Origin of the sequence: Streptomyces sp. NBC_00647, from assembly GCF_045207245.1 — a bacterium.
Lineage (GTDB): Bacteria > Actinomycetota > Actinomycetes > Streptomycetales > Streptomycetaceae > Streptomyces.
In genome coordinates this window covers 54,655-73,196 of the sequence record NZ_CP109040.1, presented here as the reverse complement: position 1 = coordinate 73,196, position 18,542 = coordinate 54,655, and the positions used below count along the sequence as shown (strand labels likewise).

Sequence of the window (18,542 nt, the reverse complement as noted above, 5' to 3'; positions counted from 1 at the left end):
CCGACGTGCTAGTTTCACAGGCTGGGTAGGTATACCGGCTCCGCGGGGAAGGTCGGTGAAGTCGTCGGCGCCATGGGCGAGTTCGAGAACGCGTCGGGCCTGGCCCTGCTGTCCGGTCTGACCGACGCGCTGTGCGGTCTTTCCTGCATGCGACAACCGCGAGGGCGACAACTTTTCGCCGAGGTGCTCGCAGAACAACTGGGCGTTCACATCGCATCCCCGGATACGGGACTGCGTGGTGACGCCCTCTGCCTGGTCCGGGCTGCGCTGAGTGTTGCAGGAGGCGAGCAGATTCTCGCGTCGGTGGTCGGCCTCTTCGAGGGGCCGGCAGCTGCGGAGGGGATCGAGCAGATCACTGCGCCCGTGGCCGGTCCGTACGACTCGGCGCCACAGCTGGCCGGTCCGTTGTCCGAGCGGGACGTTGCATCGGCACGGGCGCTCCTGAGCACGATGACGGACGAGCTGCCGTGGACCGCACTACGTGACGGAATCGCGGCCGAGACAGGCCTGTCGCCGCCGCTCGGTCTGCCCCCTGTGGGACTCCTGCTCCACCTGCTGGAGTGGAATGTGCAGCCTGACGGCCTGCCGCCCGCAGTCCTCCTCATGGAACACGCGGCCGCGGCGGTCCGGGCCCCGAACAACCGTGGCGCCCTGTCCGCGTGGGCGGAGGACTGGGCCAGCAGGGCCGGTCTGCTCACGGAACTCGAACACCGGCGGGCTGCTCGCGCGGCCACCCGAACCGGCCATCCTGTACCCCGATGCCTCCTCGTGATCGTCGAGCCCGCCAGAGACGGTTCCGACGACGTCACCGTCCGGCCCTGGCTCAACACCAGCCCCGACAGCTGGAACCCTCTGCCCGCCGAGCCCACGATCACCACACTCGACCAGCTCGGCATGGCGGTCAGTGCGGCTCTGAGGCAGCTGGCACGGCTTTCGCCGCCGGAAAATGACCCCTTCACCGGCCCGGCGTCCATGCCCCCGTACGTCGAGTTCGTCCTGCCCTACGACCTCCTCAACCGCGATGTAGCAGGGCTGGCATCTGAGTCGGGACGTGGCGAATCACCGCCCCTCGGACTGCGGTACGGCGTGCACCTCCGCAGCCTGGAACGCATGCGAACCCGCGATCCTCTGGTCGTACGCCGGTGGCGGGAACGCTGGCGGACTCTGCAGAGCGACGGAATCGGCGTGTACGAGTGGAAGGACCCCGACACCCGACGGCCGGCCGAGTGGCGCCTCGATCTGGCACGTGAGCCCCACCACACAGCGGCTGTGCTCGATGCACCCGACCGGGAGGGCGCGATGAACGCGCTCAAAGCGGCCATCGCGGAGGGGATCGGGCTGGCCATGTGGGACCGGCGAGGAGAGTTCCTGGACGAACGCAGAGAAGTCGTCCGCACTGTCCTTGCCTCGGTGCAGCCGCCACAGATCCCCATGGCCGTGCACCGGCTCAGACGAAGCGCTGCAGCACACCAGCACGACGCCCGCCTGCTCGGACGGCACATCGGTTTTCTCTGGGACGATCCCACGCGGCTCGTCGACAACCAGGACGCCGACATGGAATTCGACGTGGAAACTCTCGACCGTGAGGAGAACGGCACATGAGCGGGAAGACACCGGCGGACGGGCAGGATTGGCGGGTGTTCCACGCCACCGGCTCCGCACCTGACGGGGGTCCCCGCACCCTGCCCGAGGCCCCGCCCTGGCGCAGATTCGGCGGCGGGCCCGCACTCCCCCCGCCCCCCGACGACGAGCAGGCTGCACGCCGTCGTCTCGGACACGCGGAGCCCGTGTCTCAACTCGACGAAAAGAGCATCGACACAGTCAACGCCGCCCTGCTGCTGCGCCGCCCCTTGCTCGTCACCGGGCCGCCAGGAGTCGGCAAGTCCACCCTCGCCTACCTCATCGCCCGCGAACTGGGCCTCGGACAGGTGCTGGAGTGGAGCATCGTCAGCCGCACCACATTGCGTGATGGCCTGTGCTCCTATGACGCTCTGGGCCGGGCGCAGGCCATCGCGGCCTGGCAAGCAGGCATGAGAGCGCATCTGGCACCCGACGATGCCGCTCCGGGCGACAGCAGCCGCTCCGTGCCAGCCCTGGGCGACTTCATCACCCTGGGCCCGCTCGGGACTGCGCTGCTGCCCTACGACCGTCCGCGTGTCCTGCTCGTCGACGAACTGGACAAGAGTGACATCGACCTGCCGAACGACTTGCTGCACGTGCTGGAGAACGGGAACTACGAAATTCCGGAGTTGGTGCGTGAGGCGGACAGCCAGGCGCTGGTGCACACCAGCGATCCAGGGCTGCGCGCGGTGGTCAACGACGGGCGCGTGGAATGCCGTGAGTTCCCCGTCGTAGTGATCACCAGCAACGGCGAGCGTGAGTTCCCGGCGGCTTTCCGCAGGCGCTGCCTGCCTCTGGAGATGAGGACACCCACCCGGGAGCAACTGCTCACCATGGTGGAAAGCCACTTCAGGGCGCTGCCGTCGGACGCCGGGACCCTGATCGACGATTTCATGGAACGTGTCCGAATGGGTGGAACCCACTCACTGGACCAATTGCTCAATGCCGTACAACTGACCACGAAGAGCGGCTTCCAGACCGACGCTGCGCGCCGCACGCTTGTCGAGTTGCTGTTGCGGGACCTGGCAAAGGGTCGCTGAATGAGCGGAAAGCCACGAGAGCGTGCGCCGGGAAGCGAGGACCCGGCGGCCGCGGGCGAGACCGATCGGCAGCCGGCAACGGCCGAGGAGGACCGGCCGCTGAACGCCCCGCAGTGGCAGGAGCTCGCCGACGCCGTCTGGTTGGCCGCGCACTGGAGCCTGGCCGGACGGATCGGGCCGGGACCGTCCGGCCTCATGGACGGCGAGGCCCCGGACGACGAGGCACCCTCGCCGACTGTCCCGCCATTCGATACGCGGCCGCAACCGGCGGCCGACGAGCCTGATTCCAGTACTCCGGCAGCTGCCCAGCCGTCCTTCGCTTCTCAGGAGCCGATCCAACTCCTCGTGGAATCGCCCCTCCTGCCCAGGGCGCGCTCCGCGGAGGCTCCGACGGCAGCGCGACGTTCCGCGCAGTTGGCACGCTCCCTGCACAGGCTCAGGAGGCGGATGCCGTCCCGGCACCAGCTGCAGTTCGACGAAGAAGCCACCGCCGAACAGATGTTCACCGATGGGCTGTGGATGCCGCTGCTCAGGCCCAGCGAGGCCAGAGCTTTCGAGCTTGTGGTCCTGATCGACGACAGCCCCACGATGTCCATCTGGCATCAGGAGACCACCGCCCTGCTGTCCGCCGCTGAACACAGCGGTTCCTTCGGGTCGGTGCGCACCGTCCGGCTGGACCTGCCGAACGATGCCAGCGGTTCGCCGACTTTGCGTTGGAGCGCGACGCAAAGCTTCACGGACCCCGGTGAGATGCTCAGCGGCCGAGCGGGTCAGCTGTTCCTCATCGTGACCGACGGCCTCGCGCACGGCTGGGTCGGTTCGGGCGCCGACGACTTGCTCGCGCGCCTCGGCCACGCGGGTCCCACCGCTCTGGTCAGCCTCCTGCCTCCCCACCTGCGGCACCGCTCCTCGCTCTACCCCCACAACGCCGTACTGGAAGCGGCCGGCTTCGGCGCTGCGAACCGCAACCTGTCCTACGGACCGTCACCCGGCGGGTTGGATCCGCTGCGGCCACTGCCCCAGGCCGGCGAGGACCGCGTGGTGGTGCCCGTCCTGTCCCTGAAACCGGAGTCCCTCGCCGCTTGGGCTGGCTTGGTCGTCGGGGAGCGGGGCGTACGCCGCGCCCTTCCCGTGGTGGTGGCCGGGGCGCTGAGCGAGGGGAATCCCACGCCCGGGCTGATCGCCCCACGTGTACACAGCGCCGCGCCCGCAGCGGTGCGCCGCTTCTTCAGGCTGGCCACGCCGTCCGCCCGCCTGCTCGCCACCCAGCTGGCGGCGGCCCCCTTCGAGTTCGACCTGATCCAGCAGCTACGTAGCCGCATCATGCCGGACACCGGCGCGGAGCACCTCGCCGAGATCATGATGGGCGGACTGATCGACTGGGACGACAACGGCGCACGTCACCCCGAGTTCGCCGACGGGGTGCGCCAGGCGCTCCTTGCGATGACGACACGCAAACAACTCGCCAGGGTCGTGGGAATCGTCGGAGAGCTTCCCGCAGCGGGAGCACAGGGCGCCGCCCTGCGCGCCGCCTTGCGCGACCCGACGCAGGCCGCGCTGCCCGACCCGGACAAGGGAGGGTGGTGGCAGACCGAACTTGCGGTGATGCGGGCGCTGGGAGGGCCGTACTCCCACCGCGCCAGACGCATTCAGAACACTGTCGCCCCCAGTGCCGGTGACGCGCCCGGAGGGCTGGCGGACCAGGTCAGGCTGGAGCAGCCTCGCCCGGACTCCGCACCGCACCCTGTTACCTCTGCGGCCCCGGCGGCCGCGGAGGTGACGGCGCTCGGCCCGGTACCTGCAGGGCATTTGGCGTCACCTCCCGTCATGCTGAACATCCCTCCGCGCAACCCTCAGTTCACCGGCCGGCAGGAACAGCTGCAGGCGCTGGCACAGCGCCTTGCCGCTGGGGGCACCGTGTGCGTACTGCCGGACGCACTGCACGGCGATGTGGCAGGAACCTCCGAGCTGGCGCTCGAGTACATCCACCGACACGTGGGCGACTACGATCTCCTCTGCTGGATCCCCGCCCGGCAGGAGAGCCTCATCCTGGAGGCCTTCGCGAAGCTGACAGCCGAACTCGGGATCGGCACGAGCGACAGCAGCCCCCTGCCCGTCGATGCCGCGGTGTCCGCCGCTCACGAGGCGCTGCGCACGGACACCGACCGTCGATGGCTGCTGGTCTTCGACGACGCGCAGGACGTCGAAACGGTACGAAGGTACCTGCCTCGGGGCGGCCAGGGCGGTGTCCTCGTCACCTCCCGCGACCGCAGGTGGGCGCAAGTGTCTGACACCATCGGACTGGACGTTCTCGAGCGCAAGGACTCGGTCGCACTTCTGCAGGCGCAGGCGTCCACCCTCTCGGTCCAGGACGCCGACCGTCTTGCCGAATCCCTCCACGACCTGCCCCTGGCCGTGGAGCAGGCGGGCGCTTGGCTCCGTGACACCCACCTCCCTGCCCACGTCTATATCGAACTGATCGAGGAGCGCGCCCGGGACGCCGACGTGCTTGCCGTACAACTTCGATGCCGACCCGCTCTCATCGCGGCCTGGGAGATCACGCTGGAGCGACTCCGGCAAACGAACCCGGCCGCGCTCAAACTCCTCGACCTCTGCGCGACCATGGCGTGCGAACCGATCCCGCGAGCCCTGCTGACCCGGCAGATCCTTGCCGATGCCGGGACACAGGACCTAGGGCCCCTGGACGACCCTGTAGCAGTGGGCCGTGCCCTCCGGGCTCTTCGACAGGCCTTCCTGATCAAGCTCGACCACCGGGCCGACACCCTGCAACTGCACCGGGCCCTGCGGGACCTGATCCTGGCTCGGCTCACCTCCGAACAGCGCGAACAGCAGCGCGAGACCGTCCATCAGCTCCTGGTGGCGGCCAGACCCGGCCACCACGTCGACGCGCAAGAGTGGCCCGCCTACTGGCTGCTGCTGCCCCACCTGCTGGCCTCGCAGGCGCTGACCAGCACGGACTCACGAGTGCGCGACCTCGTCCATGACACCGTGCTGTTCCTCCAGCACCGAGGCGACCGCAACGGCGCCACCGCACTCGCCGAGCAGGCCGGAGCCGCCTGGCTCGCGGCTTCCGGCGAAGAACACCGCGAGGTGTCCCGCATGACGAAGACCAACGCCATGCTGCTGCGGCAGGCCGGCCGGATCGCCGAGTCCGTCCCACTCACCGAGAGAGCGCTGGAAATCTCGCGTCGAACAGCGATGGCCAGCGACGACCTGATCGACTCCCTATGCGAGTTGGCCGACGCCCGCCGCCACCAAGGTCGGTTCCAGCAGGCACAGGACCTCAGCAAGGAAGCCACCCGGCTGGCCCGTTATCACTTCGGCGACGAAGACCCTCTTACACTGCGCGCCACCCACAGCTGGACCACCGATCTGCGGCTGCGCGGACTGTTCACCCAGGCACTGCCACTGGACCAGGAGAACGCCCATCGGTGCGAACTGCTCCTTCAGCCTGCAGACAGCCGCACTCTTCACAGCCTCAACGCCGTCGCGGTCGACATGCGGGAGAGCGGCGACTACTCCGGCGCCCGCGACCTCCAGGAGCGGCTCTACCTATCGGCAGAGTCCGAACTCGGAGAGAAGCACCCGCTCACCCTCGATGCTGCCCGCCACCTCGCGGGCTGCCGGCGACGAGACGGGGCATTCGCCGGCGCCGCCCTGCTGTCCGCAAAGACCCTAAGACACAGCACGACCCGGTACGGCCCCGATCACCCCGCGTCGCTCGCAGCTGCAGTCGACGCCGCCATCGACCTGCGTCTCGCCGGAAACCTCGGCCAGTCCCGCCTACTGAGCGAGACCACGGCACAGCGTCTGGCCGCACGCCTCGGCGAGGATCATCTGTGCACCCTGGTGGCGCAGACCGGTCTCGCGATCACCATGCGAGCCTTCGGCGACCTCGACCTCGCCCGCGAGATCGAGGACAGCGTGGCAGGCCGGCTGAAAGTGACGGTGGGGCACCGTCACACCACAACGCTGATTGTGGAGATCGGCAGGGCCTGCACAGCGTACGTGGAGCTGGATTTCGACCGGGCACGCGAGATCGACCAGCGCAACCTGTCCCTCCTGGACGCGGTGGTGGGCGAACAGCACCCGCTGAGGTCATCCTGTGCCGCCAACCTTGCACTCGACCTTCGAGGGCTGGGGCGAGGCGCCGAGGCCGATGCACTGCAACACACCGCCATCGAAGGGCTCGCAAGTGCCCTGCGTGCCGGCCACGCCTGGCTCACGGCGGCCCGGACGGGGCGGCGGATCGATTGTGACCCCGTCTACGTCTCGCTGTAGCGGTTCCTGACAGCGGATCGGCAGATTCCGGGCGGGTGCGCGCCTGTCGGCAGGCACGTTCCTCGCGCTTCTGCGTGAGCCGCGGTCAAGAGCCCAGATGGCGTCCCGCGTGATGGTGTAGGCGATCACCGTGCGGGTGTGCGCGGGCGGATGCCCGGGGCGTGCATCCGGTGACCAGCCAGCGAATCACCAGCAGGCTTCGCAACGACCACCAGGCGCGGATCACCGGGTTCCTCCGAGGATGAGGACAGATGGCCCCGCAGCTGCTGGAAGCGGCGTGCTTCGCTCACCTGCATCGGTGACGTACTCCATCCGCCTTCTCCTCCTCGGAGTTGGGGGCGGTCCGCAGCCGGTCGGCCACGGCGGCAGAGGGGAAAAGGTCGATCACGACCCGTTCGGCCGGATCACCGGCGGTGGCCCGGCCGCGCAGTCGTTCGGCTTCCGCGAGCGCGGCGTCCGAGGGCGGGCGACGGACCTTGGTCTTGCAGGGAGCCCGGTCGGTGAAAGCGGCCGGCACCGTCCGTTCCAACGCGATCACGTGCCCGGCGTCCCGGACGGTCTGGCCCGCGCCGTCGACGGCCCGCCGGTGCCGGGCGATCACCGCCCGGCCGGCAGTGACGACGTGGGGGTAGTCCTCACCCAGCCGGTGCACCAGCCGCACCTGGACGCCCGGCATGCCGGGCGGCACCGAATGGAAGTTGCCGCGGAAGGACATCAAACTCTGCGCGCTGACCGGCCGCTCCACTTCGAGCTCGGCCGGGAACGGCCTGGCCGAGCAGGTCCAACAACGGCTCACCGGCAGCCAGTTCGGCGAAAGTGAGGGTCATCCCGTCGACCTTGCGGCGGCGCTCGTCCATGCGGAGCGCGCGCTTGTCGACCCCGGACTGGGCCTGCTCAACCGTCAGATGGTCCGGGACGGTCCGCCACCAGCGTTGCGCCGCCGAGTGGTTGGCCTTCTGCACCACGCCCCGCGCCGCGGCGGGCAGATGCCGACGCCGGCCCCGTAGTACTTCGCGACCCCGGCGAAGGCCGCGGTGACCTGCCCGCTGGAGGGATAGCAGACGGTGGCCATCCGGTCGAAGCGCCAGCGCCGGGCGGTCCCGCCGAGCTTGCGCATCACCTGGTCCAGAGCATGGACCAGGTGCGGGAAGTCCTCCTGTCCCTTACTTCAACCCCGTCACAGTGACATACGAACGGACCGACCAGCGCCAGGAGCTGCTGCTGGTGAAGGATGACGGGCGCTGGTGGATAGGCCTCGGCGACGGTGACCCCGCGGCAGGCATGTAGTGACAACCGCGGAACTGGTCGTTCAGCGGGCGGCCCATCCCTTGATTTCAGCCGCGACGCTCCGCACATCCAGTGCGTCGCGGCTGATACGGGCAGCGAGAGCGGCAGCCTGCTTGGGCTGCACGTCCACGATGACGCCGCTCACCGACAGGTAGGAGGCGGCGACGACGGCGCCGAACAGCTCGTTCGAGTGCCTCGACGGCCGGCATTGCAAGGCACGACCACGGTCATTGCCCACACCAGGCGCGAGGGCAGCTTCCTGCGCTCGGCCAGGAACACCCAAGGCCCACCACGACTGCAACCGGTCAGCGACTCCCGTGTACTCGAGTGTTAGGCGGCTTGATCAACGAATACAGATATGCGGCGTGAGCTGCAGCGATGGGTTTCCGAACGGCACAGGGCACACCGCTCCACCGGCAGGGCGAGGGGCAAGCGCCTGCCCGGGAGTAGCCGGCACCCGCTGCTGGTCCACGACCAGCCCAACCAGCCGAGACGGTCCGCTGGATGAACCGGCGGACCACCGCGAAAGGATCGACGTCAGCGAAACGTTGGCGAAGCGTCAGCAGGGATTGCGAAGGTGGTGCGTCAGGAACAGCAGACCGCGAGAACGGAGATTTTCGTACATGAGCGCATGGATCTCGAAGGAAGCTGAAATCATCCAATGAAATTAAAAGCCATCCTCTCCGTGGTATGGGCTGTCGCGTGTGCTTTCGTATTCATGACACCGACCAATGCTGCAGCAGCAGCCGGCCAGCCGGTCGTGCTGCAATTCAGCAGCGCGGCTACGGGATTGTGCCTGGACAGCGACACGGGCGGATATGTTTACGCGAAGAGTTGTGGTTCAAACAACTCGTTTCAGAAATGGAACACGTACCGCGACGGCAATCGGATGATGGTCCAAAATGTGGCGACCGGACGATGCCTCACCGGCAAGAGTCAGAGCGCTTGGTACCCGGTCACAGAACCATGCGACGGGCTGAAGTCCGAACAGTACTGGGAGGACTGGGACCCTGCTGCAACGAAGGTCCTCCTGGTCAACAACAGGTATAAGTACGCAGTCACCAACGGCAGTTGCTGCGACGGCAACGGGGATGAAATCGTGAGCCTTAGTACTCACCCGTTGGTGGGAGAACCGTCGCATACCTGGCTGCTGTGATTCACCCCCGGTAACAGGGGGTCAGGGAACAAGGTCACCCTTGTGAAACCGGCAGCGGGCTGCTCGTCGCAGCGAGCAGCCTCACCTCCAGCCCCGCCCCCGGCGTCGTGCGCCGCCGTGCTGAGAGGGCGTCCGCCCCAGCGGATGCCTTTCTCGCTGCGGATGCGGGCGCGTTCCTTGCGTTCGGCGGCGAGGACATCGCGGTGGCGGGCGTTGGCGTTACGCCAGCGCAGGTAGGCGTGCAGGGCCCGGGTCTGCACGGTGTGGTTGGGGTGGTGGGAGTTCGATCACCGCGAATCCCGCCTCAAGCCGCCGCAGCACGGTCGGATTCTCACCAGAGCAGCTCCGATCCGATCCATCCGCCAGTCACCAGTCATGGCCCCAACTTAGCCACCGGTGATCAAGGCCCGCTCTTCGCTCCCCAACCTCCCCACATACATCAAAAGCCAACCAAGTGAGGCGACGAGCACCCCTGGCCGTTTTCACGGCTCTGTCCGCAGTTCCGTGAATCCCCAGGTCAGCGAAGTGAGCGAGGGATCGTTTCGGCAGAGTATGTCCCGGCATGGCGAGCAAGACGGTCGAGGCTGTGCTGTTTCCCGGGATCGATGTGCGAGTGGAGCGCGTCAGCGACTCCTCCGACGTCCTGGTGGTGGAGGCGCTGTCCACCGCTCGCCCGGGCAGGTGCCCGGACTGCCGGAAACAGGCGAAACGCGCGCACAGCACGTACCAACGCAGCCTGGATGAAAGGCCGTTGGGATTTCGCCGGGTCATCGTCAGGCTGCGGGTCCGCCGGTACTTCTGCGACCGGAAGAGGTGTTCCCGTACGACGTTCGTCGAGCAGGTGCCGGGGCTGTCCACGCGCTACCGCCGTTCCAGTACCGGGCTTGCGGACTGGCTGCGGTCGATCGCGATCGAGCTCGGCGGCCGTCCCGCCGCACGGCTGTGCCGTCGACTGCGGCTGACCGCGGGCCGGACCCGGCTGCTCAGGCTGCTGACGGCGCCGGCGGTGCCGGACCGTGCCCCGAGGGTGCTGGGGGTGGACGAGTTTGCCTTCCGCAAGGGCTGCACCTACGGCACCGTGCTGGTCGACGTCGAGGCCGGCCGGGTTGTGGACGTGCTGCCCGACCGCACCTCCGAGACGTTCGCCGCCTGGCTCACCGAGCATCCCGGAGCCGAGATCATCTGCCGGGACCGGGCCACTGCCTACACGAAGGCAGTCAAGGAAGCCGCCCCTCATGCCCTCGAAGTCGCTGATCGCTGGCACCTGCTGCAGAACCTGTCCGCCGCGGTGGAGAAGACCTGCCACCAGCACCGCGACTGCCTGCGCAAACATACCAAGGAGGAGACCGTGACCGAGGTGCCGGAACCACCCCCGATGCTGTTACCGCCCGCGGAACTGCCCCGCACCCAGATCATCGAACGAACCCGCCACCGCTACGAAGACATCCACCGCCTTCTGCGGATCCGGATCCTCACTCGGCCGTGATCTACAACCGATACCAGTCGTCCCCACTGACGCGCAGGGAACGGCCGAGGTAGTCGCGCAGATTGTTTGCCACCCATCGGCGGCTGTCGGTCTCGTGCTCCCAGACGAAGACGTCCGGACGCTGTGGCTTCTGCACGAGGGCGAACTGATCGCCACCTCCGTTGTCCCCGAAGAACATGAAGGCATCGAAAGGCATGTAGAGGTCGGCGAACGTCCAGTCGGACCAGAACTGGAGGTTCTGGTCGACGATCTGCTCCAAGGTCCAAACGGTGTCCACGTGCGTGTGGCCGATCACCCCGTTGCTCTCCAGGAGCAACCGCTTGAGATCCGCTGGCACGGGTCGGCCCAGGAGTCGTTCCGCCGAGACGATCTCGGATGCATCGACCGGCTCCCGAAGCCCTGCGTCAGGGAAGACTTCCAGAACTGACTCTCTCCACATGATCGCGAGCATAGCCATGCCCCAGGTTCAGATCGCATCAGCATGTATCAGTGGAATCGCCAACCGGCCGCTTCATGATCATTCACGGAATCGCGGTCAGAGCCGTTTTCAACGAGCCCCATCATCACTCCTCAACGTATGAGGTGCGGGCGGGATGGCGGCGCCGCGACGGCGGGCGATGGCCACGTCGCAGGACCAAGGTCAGCGGCCCGGGCCAGAAGTGTTCGGCCAGCAGCGCGCGGTCGCGGGCACCTCCTCGACCCAGTCGTCCAGCTGGTCAGCGGCGGCGATGTGGACGATCAGCGGGTTCGGCGGCCCTGGCTCTGATTCCCCGTTTTCGTGCGAGCGTTTCGTTCACGGCTGGCTGCTGGCTGCTGGCTGCTGGCTGCTGGCTGCTGGCTGCGGGTTACTGCCTGTCCTGAGTGGCTGTGTCGCGCCCGTGGTCATCGGGGTGGATGAGTTGGTGCAGGTATGCCTGGGTGTCCGGGTCGGTGGAGTAGAGGCGGGTGCCGCGGGCGCCGCGGGTGGCCAGGACGCGGTAGGTGTTGAGTGCGTAGCGCAGATACTGGTGTGGTGTCAGCTCTGCGAGGGCGGGGTCGTGGCTCTTCTCGGGGTGGGCCTGCCAGCCGTTCGTCGTCCACGTGAGGTCGTCGCCGAGGATGACGGCGCTGTAGTCGTATTCCATGCCCTGGGCGGTGTAGACGCAGCCGATCTGCTGGTGACCGCCCGCATCGGTGGCCCAAAAGGCCCGCCCGGGTGTGTTGGTGCCTGCGAGGATGCCGTCGGCTCTGGCGTTCCAGGGCCGTTGCCAGTGGTGCTCGCCCGTGCCGTCGTGCCAGGAGTGGGATACCTCGGGCAGTAGAGGCGGGGTGGGGGAGGATTTCCAGGGCCAGCAGAAACCGGCGGTGATGCGGGCGCTGTGGCCGTCGTGGATGCGTGCGTTGACCCAGTCCTCGAGTGAGGCAGGGGAGTTGGCGACGGCGAGGTCGTAGTCGCGGCTTCGCCACGTGGGAGCCGGGCCGCCAGCGGACAGTACGGCGTCGATCCAGTCGAGGTAGGTCCGTGAGCCCCCGCAGCGGAACTGGGTGGACAGATCGATGTGGGCGAACGTGTAGCCGTACGTTTCGGCCAGCTGCTGCAGTTCGTCCAGGGTGGTGCCTTCGTTGGGGCGCACGATCTGTCGCTCGTCGAGGAAGAGCACGAGCGCGGCACAGCCTTGGATGAGGCGGGTGAACAGATTGGGGAACTGGGTGCGGCGCCTGAGCGGGTCAGTGCGGGCGCGATGGGCCTCGTCCAGCAAGACCACACTGCTGTCCTTGTCCAGGCCGACGGGCAGGGTGGTGGTGAGGGTGTGAATGAGGCCCTTGGCCGAATCCCCGACAGCGCGGGCGAGTTGCTGGGTGAGGGTGCCGGAGGGGGACAGCAGCCGGGGATTGGCACCCTCCATGAGGCACAGGTCGCCCAGGATGCGTGCGGCGATCGCCGTTTTCCCGGTCCCGGGCCCGCCGGTGACGACCACCACGTGCCCAGGCGCTTTGCGGTCGACGGCCCGGACCGCCCGGTGGATCACCTGGCGGACCTTGTCCTGGTCGCCGATGAGCCTGAAGCCGTCGTGCCCGCCGATGGTGACGGCGACCCGGGACAGCAGCTGCGGGGAGGGACGGTGATGAGCCTGCAAAAACCCGTCGATCGAGGAGCGGTCCGCGGGTTCAAGCCCCGTGCACAGCAGACGCTCCGCCAACTGCGCAGCACCGGCATCCAAGGGAAGATCGGCGGCGCCCAGCAGCGGGTAGCAGGAGCTGGGACCGTCGGCAGTCTGCTCACGCAGATGCCCCACAAGGTCGGCGGAGGCGTTGTGCAAGAAAGCCAGCCCGCAGACGTTCAGGCCCAGTTCTGCGGGGACCCAGTGCGTCAGGTAGGTGACGTATCCGCCGACCTGGCGGGCCGGGTGCAGCACCTCGCGCCTGCCCACCCTCAGCATCCCGGCTCCCGCCGGATGCGGGGCGGCGGCGGTCCACTGCTTGAGTTCGACGACGACGGCGGTCAGCCGCCCCGCACGCACTCCGAGGATCAGCGCGTCGATGCGCTGGCTGGAGCCGGGCAGCTCATACTCCAGCAGCAGTTGCAGCTCGCCCAGCCCGGCAGCGCCCAACGCCTCCACCAGAGCAGGCCAACTGTTCTCCCAGCTGGCGAGTTCCTCTTCACCGGGGGGCCGGCCGTGCCCTGCCGTGTAGCGTGCGGCGCACCGCGCGACAAAGCCCGGCTCGGCGAGACGGGCCGCGGCCTCGTGCACGGTTCCCTCGAAAACATGCATGGACGATCTATAGCAGCCCCAACGGACAGCACCCGCACGGCAGTTCGCCCGACGGCCTGGGCCGGCTCATGTCCGAGGCGGCTGATAGGGATGGGGCATGACGATCCGCGATCTCCAGGACACGCTGGCGCAGTTCGCCCGCGAGCGCGACTGGGACCAGTTCCACACCCCGAAGAACCTCGCCATGGCGCTCTCCGGCGAGGCCGGTGAAGTCCTCGAACTCTTCCAGTGGCTCACCCCCGAACAGTCCGACGCCCTCACCAGCCAGCCCGAAGGGGGGAAGGCTCTGCGCCAGGAACTGGCCGACGTCTTCGCCTACCTCCTGCGCCTGGCGGACGTCACCGGCATCGACCTCGAAGAGGCGCTGGCCGAGAAGATCGAGCTGAACCGGCACCGCTACCCCGTTGACCTGGCCTACGGGCGCGCCGAGAAGTACACGAAACTGGGGGCGTAGCGGACGTGCGGATCTTCATGCAGCCGGCCAGACGTTCGGACCGCACCGTCGAACGGCACTACCAGGACACCATCGCCCGCCCGGTCGCCTTCGACGAGCACGCCGACCTCCTGGACCCCGCGACCCTGCAGAGACTGCGGCGCCTCTTCCCGGGCGGCAGCGCGGCGATGTGGGGCGTGATGCCGGGCAAGAACGGCGCCAACCTCCCCGAGATCCGCAAGATGGAATCCGGATCCTGGGTGTTCTTCAGCGGCGACAAGCGCCTGTATCTGGGCGCCACCATCGCCGCGACCTGGCGCAGTCCGCAGCTCGCCGAACGGCTGTGGGGCACTGATCCGGACAGCGGAACGTGGGAGTACATGTACGCGCTGGCCGGCCTGCGCGACTTCGACACCCCCATCGAGGAGCTGCGCGACCTGCTGAGCTGGAAGCCCACCCGCAACATCATGCGCTTCCAGGCCTTCAACACCGCCGAGGCCGACCTGCTCGAGCAGCACTTCTCCCTGGAGCCCTACACCCCGCCGGGCGGGGGCGACCCTGCCGGGCGGCCGCCGGTGCTGGCGGGCGTGCACAGCGACACCGCCAGCGGCGAGGACCTCCTGAGCAACGAGGCGGACGTGGAGATGCTCGCGCAACTGGCGGCCGCCACGGTCACCACCCCGCCCCTGGCGGTCGCGCTGCTGGGCGAATGGGGAGCCGGCAAGTCGAGCTTCATCCGCCAGATGAGCAGCCGAGTCGAACAACTCGCCGCGCTCGCGGCCGAAGACCCCGCCCACAGCGCATTCACCGCCACCGTCCGCCAAGTCCACTTCAACGCCTGGCACTACAGCGACGAGCAGGTGTGGTCGGGCCTGGTCGACCACCTCTTCCGCGCCCTGGCCCCCACCCCCGAACCGCAAGCACCCTCCGTGGAGGCGACCGCCGAGGAACGCCAGCGGCGAGCCGCACACCTGGCGCGGCTGGAGAGCGACCAGCAGCAACTCGACACCCGACTCGCCCGCACCGCCCAGGACCGGCCGGTCGGCTTCTTGTCCTTCGCAGGCTCCCCCCTGGAGGGGCCCCGGCTGCTGTACACGGCTGGCCGCCTCCTACTGCGCGACCTCCGGCACGGCCGGTGGGTCCTCGCCACCTGGCTGGCGGTCCTCGCAGGCACCAGCGCCGCCGGGCTGTGGCTGTCCAGCTGGCTGCCCCTGCTCCTCAGCGCCGTCGCGGGCCTCGCCGCCCCGGCCCTGCCCCTGTTGTGGGCCCTGAGGGCCACACACGCGCAGCACACGTCCCTTACCGGCAAACTCCGCGCCCTGCTGGAGAAGCACCAGCGCACCCTGGCCGAGAACGTCAGCGCGGCCCGCGCCCGGCTGGCCGAGGCGGATGCCGCCGTCCGGCTGGCCGACTTCCTCACCGAACGCAGCGCCCCCCAGACCTACCAGCACTACCGAGGACTGCTGGGCACGGTCCACCACGACCTGGTCCAGCTCGACGAGCGACTGCGCGAGGCCCGCGCCGAATGGGCCGGCGCCCAATCCCAGCAGCCGCCGCCCCTGGAACGCATCGTCCTCTACATCGACGACCTCGACCGGTGCCCCCCGGCACGCGTGGTGGAGGTGCTGTCCGCCGTGCACCTGATGCTCGCGCTGCCGCTGTTCGTCGTGGTCGTGGCGGTCGACCCGCGCTGGCTCCTCACATCACTCGAGCACCACTACCGGGACCTGTTCACCTCCCGCGACAGCACGCCCGGCTGGGCCGACACCCAGGACACCGCCACCCCCCTCGACTACCTGGACAAGATCTTCCAGATCCCCTTCGCCGTCCCGCCGACCACCCAGGAGAAGGCCGCACGCCTCATCCGCGCCCTGCTGACCACCCCCGACACCCCCGACACCCCCGACACTCCCGGTCCCGCAGACCCGGCGCAGCCTGCGGACCCCGGGAGCCTTCCGGATGCGCAGGAGCCCGAAGCACCAGCACCGCCGACCGCCTCTGCCCCCGCACCCGAACCAGAGCCGGCCGACGACCCGATGCCTGGCCCCCGCCCCGACCGCACCCCCGTCCAACTGCAGCTCGAGGAGACGGAGATCGCGTTCATGTCCCAGATGGGCGGCCTGACCCGCACCCCCAGGGCGGCCAAGAAGCTGGTCAACCTCTACCGGCTGGCACGCATCGGGGTCGAACCGGGCGACCTGGCAGCCTTCGTGGGAACGGAAGCGATTCCAGGCGAGCACCAGCCCGTCCAGATTCTGCTGGCCCTGCTCGTGGGCAGCCCGGACCAGGCCGCCGCCGTCTTCCGACACATCCTGGAGGCACCCCCCACCAGCAAGATCACCGAAGCGCTGCGCGGGCTCCCCGACGATGTCCCCGCAGCGGCGCAAGCGGTCGACCTGATCGAGCAGATGACCACCGCCCGGCCCGTGATCATGGATACCGCCGTGTACCAGCAGTGGTGCCCCAAACTGGCCCGCTTCTCCTTCTACACCCGCAACCTCATCGGTTGACCCGGCAGCCGTGGCCCAGCCCCAGGACGCTCGGCGACCTGCGGCCGTCCTCGGCGGCTGGGCCACAGCCACGGCGTGCTCGCAGGCTCACCCGGGCCGCAAGTCCGGCCCGATCTCAAGCGAAAAAGCCGGGGAAGTCCTTGGCGGGTGTTCCGACGAGGTGCGCACGATCAAGGAATGTGTTGTTCATTTCGCAGCTTGTCTCGGGCAGCAGGAGGCATGCGTGGCAGGCGGCCAGGTTGAGCCCACCGACACCGTTGGCGTCGGCCTCCATGCACAGAGGGTCGCAGGAGCACCAGGTGGCACGTTCCAAGGCGAACGACAGGCTCCTCGACAGCTCCGCGACCTGTCCTTGCGCGACGATGCCGCCCAGACTTCCTGCCGAGTCGCTGGTTGCGGTGTAGAGGAGGACCCCGCACATTTCGTCGTCGACGTAGAGCCGTTCCCGCAGAGAGGCCGCGGGGTAGCCGCAGTCCAGGCTCCACTCGTTGATCAGTGCGTGCGCCAGGGTGTGCAGGAGGACGAAGCGTGACGTCAGCGGCGAGCGCGGGTTCTCCCACTCCTGTTCCCGGAGCAGGTCCGCGTGCGCGGTTCGCATGCGGTCGGTCCGGTTGGAGTCGATACGGAGCACTGCCGACTCCCACCGGTGGAGTCGCTCCTGGTCCAGGGTGAGGAAGACTCCCTCGCCGACGACGTCGACGGCCGGGAGCCAGCCGAGGTCCGCGTTCCTGCTCAGGCGACCGATGCGATCACGATCGGCCTTCGAGCCCTGCGGAGGGCGGATGCGGGTGAAGCCGGTGAGGACCCGAACCTCGCGGAGGCGCTTGACCAACATCACCCGGTCGACGCCCGGGACGTCGGATCGCTGCGCGTCCTCGGGGGGCTCGCACACGAAGTGCTTGTTCTCGGGGGTGTCCTCGGTGACCTTGGAAAGCTGCTCGTACTCCTCCTGCCGGAGCGGCTCGCCGGCGGCGAACCGGATCTCGTCCTCGTCGTCCTCCGTGGGCTCGGGGTGGACTGCGTTCTCCAGGGTGCGGACGGTGCGCAGTACCTGGGAGGCGGAGTAGCCGCCGGGTGTCAGCCAGCCTTCGTCCTGTGCGAACTCCGCGATGCGCTCGTCGCTCTTGCCGACGAGGTGTCTGCGGTGCGCCTCGACGAGTTCCATCAGTTCCGTGTGCCACGGCGGGATCGACAGGGCCGAGCGCAGGTCGGCGAACCAGGCTGCCGAGGAACCGCGCTGGAGGGTCCGCAGGGGACGCTTGCATCCGCGCTCCGTGGCGCCGCGGCCCAGCCACGGGCGGGTGCCTTGGCACATTAGGCCCAGGCGGCGTAGAGCCGCCTTGCCGAAGGCACCCTCCATCGAGGCCTTCCGTCCGCAGCTGCAGCTGATGACGATGCTGCGGAGGCTGGCGGTGCGACCGTCGGTCTCCAACGTCAGCTCACTGGCGGCCTGCGAGCACGTACGGGGGTGAGCGTCCTTGCGCTCCGGGTCGGCGTGGACCCAGGCTTCGTAGGGGAACTCGTCGAGATGCCCGTCCTCGCAGGCCACCATGAAGCGCGAGGGCGTCAGCAGGGCCGCGCAGTGCGCGCAACGGTTGTCGCCCTCTGCCGCACTCAGGTCGCGGAACGCCTTGAGCGCCTTGCACTGGGGGCACGCGTAGGTGTCCGGGAAACGACGCACGCGCACGCCACGTCCGGTGGCGACGCGCGCCGCAGGTGGCCGTCTGAACCCGTTGACGTGCAGCATCGGTTCCAGGCGCTGGTCTCGCAGGTCGGGCTCACCCGCGACGTCCCAGGTGTCCAGACCGCTGACGATGTAGGACTGGTCGGCCACGGCGAGCAGGCCACCCACGCCGTACGTCGTGATTTGCTGGGCCCGCCGGACAGAGCCCACGGAGGGGCGCTTGCGCTCGTCGCCGGGGGGAGTGGTGCCGGGGGTGCTTCTGCGAGGCATG

The 18,542-nt window shown here is 68.6% G+C and carries 14 protein-coding genes and 2 pseudogenes; 8 read left to right on the top strand and 8 right to left on the bottom strand.

The features are described 5' to 3' along the window. Window positions 1–72 precede the first annotated feature (72 nt). The 3 genes from OG788_RS00290 to fxsT are packed head-to-tail and all read left to right on the top strand — an operon-like array spanning window position 73 to window position 6,962. The gene (locus OG788_RS00290) at window positions 73–1,602 is read left to right on the top strand and encodes an effector-associated domain 2-containing protein (RefSeq protein WP_406368275.1); all 1,530 of its coding nucleotides are present in this window, start codon (window positions 73–75) and stop codon (window positions 1,600–1,602) included. Then, window positions 1,599–2,660: an AAA family ATPase gene (locus OG788_RS00285; RefSeq protein WP_406368273.1), complete on the top strand. Its 1,062-nt coding sequence runs from the start codon at window positions 1,599–1,601 to the stop codon at window positions 2,658–2,660. Before OG788_RS00290 ends, OG788_RS00285 begins: the two co-directional genes overlap by 4 nt. Continuing rightward, window positions 2,661–6,962, top strand: a complete 4,302-nt coding sequence (fxsT, locus tag OG788_RS00280) for an FxSxx-COOH system tetratricopeptide repeat protein (RefSeq protein WP_406368271.1) — start codon at window positions 2,661–2,663, stop codon at window positions 6,960–6,962. Window positions 6,963–7,248: 286 nt separating this feature from the next. On the opposite strand, the gene OG788_RS00275 is transcribed toward fxsT, so the two are convergent. Then, window positions 7,249–7,677 carry a hypothetical protein gene (locus tag OG788_RS00275; RefSeq protein WP_406368269.1) on the bottom strand — a complete coding sequence of 143 codons (429 nt, stop codon included), beginning with the start codon at window positions 7,675–7,677 and terminating at the stop codon, window positions 7,249–7,251. Between OG788_RS00275 and OG788_RS00270 the strand changes: the two genes are divergently transcribed. Next, on the top strand, window positions 7,637–7,969 hold the full coding sequence (locus OG788_RS00270) for a hypothetical protein (protein ID WP_406377026.1): 333 nt from the start codon (window positions 7,637–7,639) through the stop codon (window positions 7,967–7,969). The genes OG788_RS00275 and OG788_RS00270 overlap by 41 nt on opposite strands. Here the strand turns inward: OG788_RS00270 and OG788_RS00265 are convergent. Next, a complete protein-coding gene (locus OG788_RS00265) occupies window positions 7,864–8,079 on the bottom strand; it encodes a hypothetical protein (protein WP_406368267.1) in 216 nt (71 codons plus the stop codon). The genes OG788_RS00270 and OG788_RS00265 overlap by 106 nt on opposite strands. A 192-nt stretch (window positions 8,080–8,271) precedes the next feature. Then, entirely contained in the window at window positions 8,272–8,487 is a 216-nt protein-coding gene (locus OG788_RS00260; protein WP_406368265.1) for a hypothetical protein, read from the bottom strand. Between the two features lie 423 nt (window positions 8,488–8,910). Here OG788_RS00260 and OG788_RS00255 point away from each other — a divergent pair, with 423 nt between their 5' ends. Continuing rightward, window positions 8,911–9,405: an RICIN domain-containing protein gene (locus OG788_RS00255; RefSeq protein WP_406368263.1), complete on the top strand. Its 495-nt coding sequence runs from the start codon at window positions 8,911–8,913 to the stop codon at window positions 9,403–9,405. Between the two features lie 110 nt (window positions 9,406–9,515). Here OG788_RS00255 and OG788_RS00250 read toward each other — a convergent pair. Further along, window positions 9,516–9,692, bottom strand: a pseudogene (locus OG788_RS00250) (IS630 family transposase); the annotation flags it as partial. A gap of 275 nt (window positions 9,693–9,967) precedes the next feature. On the opposite strand from OG788_RS00250, the gene OG788_RS00245 reads away from it, so the two are divergent. Continuing rightward, the gene (locus tag OG788_RS00245) at window positions 9,968–10,891 is read left to right on the top strand and encodes an ISL3 family transposase (RefSeq protein WP_406368261.1); all 924 of its coding nucleotides are present in this window, start codon (window positions 9,968–9,970) and stop codon (window positions 10,889–10,891) included. Window position 10,892: 1 nt separating this feature from the next. Here OG788_RS00245 and OG788_RS00240 read toward each other — a convergent pair whose 3' ends face one another. The 3 genes and pseudogenes from OG788_RS00240 to OG788_RS00230 form a co-directional block, all read right to left on the bottom strand. Further along, window positions 10,893–11,330 (bottom strand): SMI1/KNR4 family protein, encoded by a 438-nt coding sequence (locus OG788_RS00240; protein ID WP_406376638.1) that lies wholly within the window; start codon window positions 11,328–11,330, stop codon window positions 10,893–10,895. A gap of 169 nt (window positions 11,331–11,499) precedes the next feature. Continuing rightward, window positions 11,500–11,645 (bottom strand): annotated as a pseudogene (locus OG788_RS00235) (L-threonylcarbamoyladenylate synthase); the annotation flags it as partial. 91 nt (window positions 11,646–11,736) lie between these two features. Further along, a complete protein-coding gene (locus OG788_RS00230) occupies window positions 11,737–13,644 on the bottom strand; it encodes a DNA/RNA helicase domain-containing protein (RefSeq protein ID WP_406368259.1) in 1,908 nt (635 codons plus the stop codon). 97 nt (window positions 13,645–13,741) lie between these two features. Between OG788_RS00230 and OG788_RS00225 the strand changes: the two genes are divergently transcribed. Further along, window positions 13,742–14,098: a nucleotide pyrophosphohydrolase gene (locus OG788_RS00225; RefSeq protein WP_406368258.1), complete on the top strand. Its 357-nt coding sequence runs from the start codon at window positions 13,742–13,744 to the stop codon at window positions 14,096–14,098. 17 nt (window positions 14,099–14,115) lie between these two features. Beyond that, window positions 14,116–16,587: a P-loop NTPase fold protein gene (locus OG788_RS00220; RefSeq protein ID WP_406368256.1), complete on the top strand. Its 2,472-nt coding sequence runs from the start codon at window positions 14,116–14,118 to the stop codon at window positions 16,585–16,587. Between the two features lie 115 nt (window positions 16,588–16,702). On the opposite strand, the gene drmB is transcribed toward OG788_RS00220, so the two are convergent. Next, complete coding sequence (gene drmB, locus OG788_RS00215; RefSeq protein ID WP_406368254.1) at window positions 16,703–18,541, bottom strand: DrmB family protein; 1,839 nt, start codon at window positions 18,539–18,541, stop codon at window positions 16,703–16,705. Window position 18,542: the final 1 nt, after the last annotated feature.

What these genes read in the sequence shown, in the direction of transcription:
- OG788_RS00270 (WP_406377026.1), top strand. Translation starts at nt 7,637, where the DNA reads ATGCCGGGCGGCACCGAATGGAAGTTGCCGCGGAAGGACATCAAACTC.
- OG788_RS00255 (WP_406368263.1), top strand. Translation starts at nt 8,911, where the DNA reads ATGAAATTAAAAGCCATCCTCTCCGTGGTATGGGCTGTCGCGTGTGCT.
- OG788_RS00230 (WP_406368259.1), bottom strand. Translation starts at nt 13,644, where the DNA reads ATGCATGTTTTCGAGGGAACCGTGCACGAGGCCGCGGCCCGTCTCGCC.
- OG788_RS00220 (WP_406368256.1), top strand. Translation starts at nt 14,116, where the DNA reads ATGCAGCCGGCCAGACGTTCGGACCGCACCGTCGAACGGCACTACCAG.
- OG788_RS00225 (WP_406368258.1), top strand. Translation starts at nt 13,742, where the DNA reads ATGACGATCCGCGATCTCCAGGACACGCTGGCGCAGTTCGCCCGCGAG.
- OG788_RS00245 (WP_406368261.1), top strand. Translation starts at nt 9,968, where the DNA reads ATGGCGAGCAAGACGGTCGAGGCTGTGCTGTTTCCCGGGATCGATGTG.
- fxsT (WP_406368271.1), top strand. Translation starts at nt 2,661, where the DNA reads ATGAGCGGAAAGCCACGAGAGCGTGCGCCGGGAAGCGAGGACCCGGCG.
- OG788_RS00275 (WP_406368269.1), bottom strand. Translation starts at nt 7,677, where the DNA reads ATGTCCTTCCGCGGCAACTTCCATTCGGTGCCGCCCGGCATGCCGGGC.
- OG788_RS00290 (WP_406368275.1), top strand. Translation starts at nt 73, where the DNA reads ATGGGCGAGTTCGAGAACGCGTCGGGCCTGGCCCTGCTGTCCGGTCTG.
- OG788_RS00265 (WP_406368267.1), bottom strand. Translation starts at nt 8,079, where the DNA reads ATGCGCAAGCTCGGCGGGACCGCCCGGCGCTGGCGCTTCGACCGGATG.
- drmB (WP_406368254.1), bottom strand. Translation starts at nt 18,541, where the DNA reads ATGCCTCGCAGAAGCACCCCCGGCACCACTCCCCCCGGCGACGAGCGC.
- OG788_RS00240 (WP_406376638.1), bottom strand. Translation starts at nt 11,330, where the DNA reads ATGTGGAGAGAGTCAGTTCTGGAAGTCTTCCCTGACGCAGGGCTTCGG.
- OG788_RS00285 (WP_406368273.1), top strand. Translation starts at nt 1,599, where the DNA reads ATGAGCGGGAAGACACCGGCGGACGGGCAGGATTGGCGGGTGTTCCAC.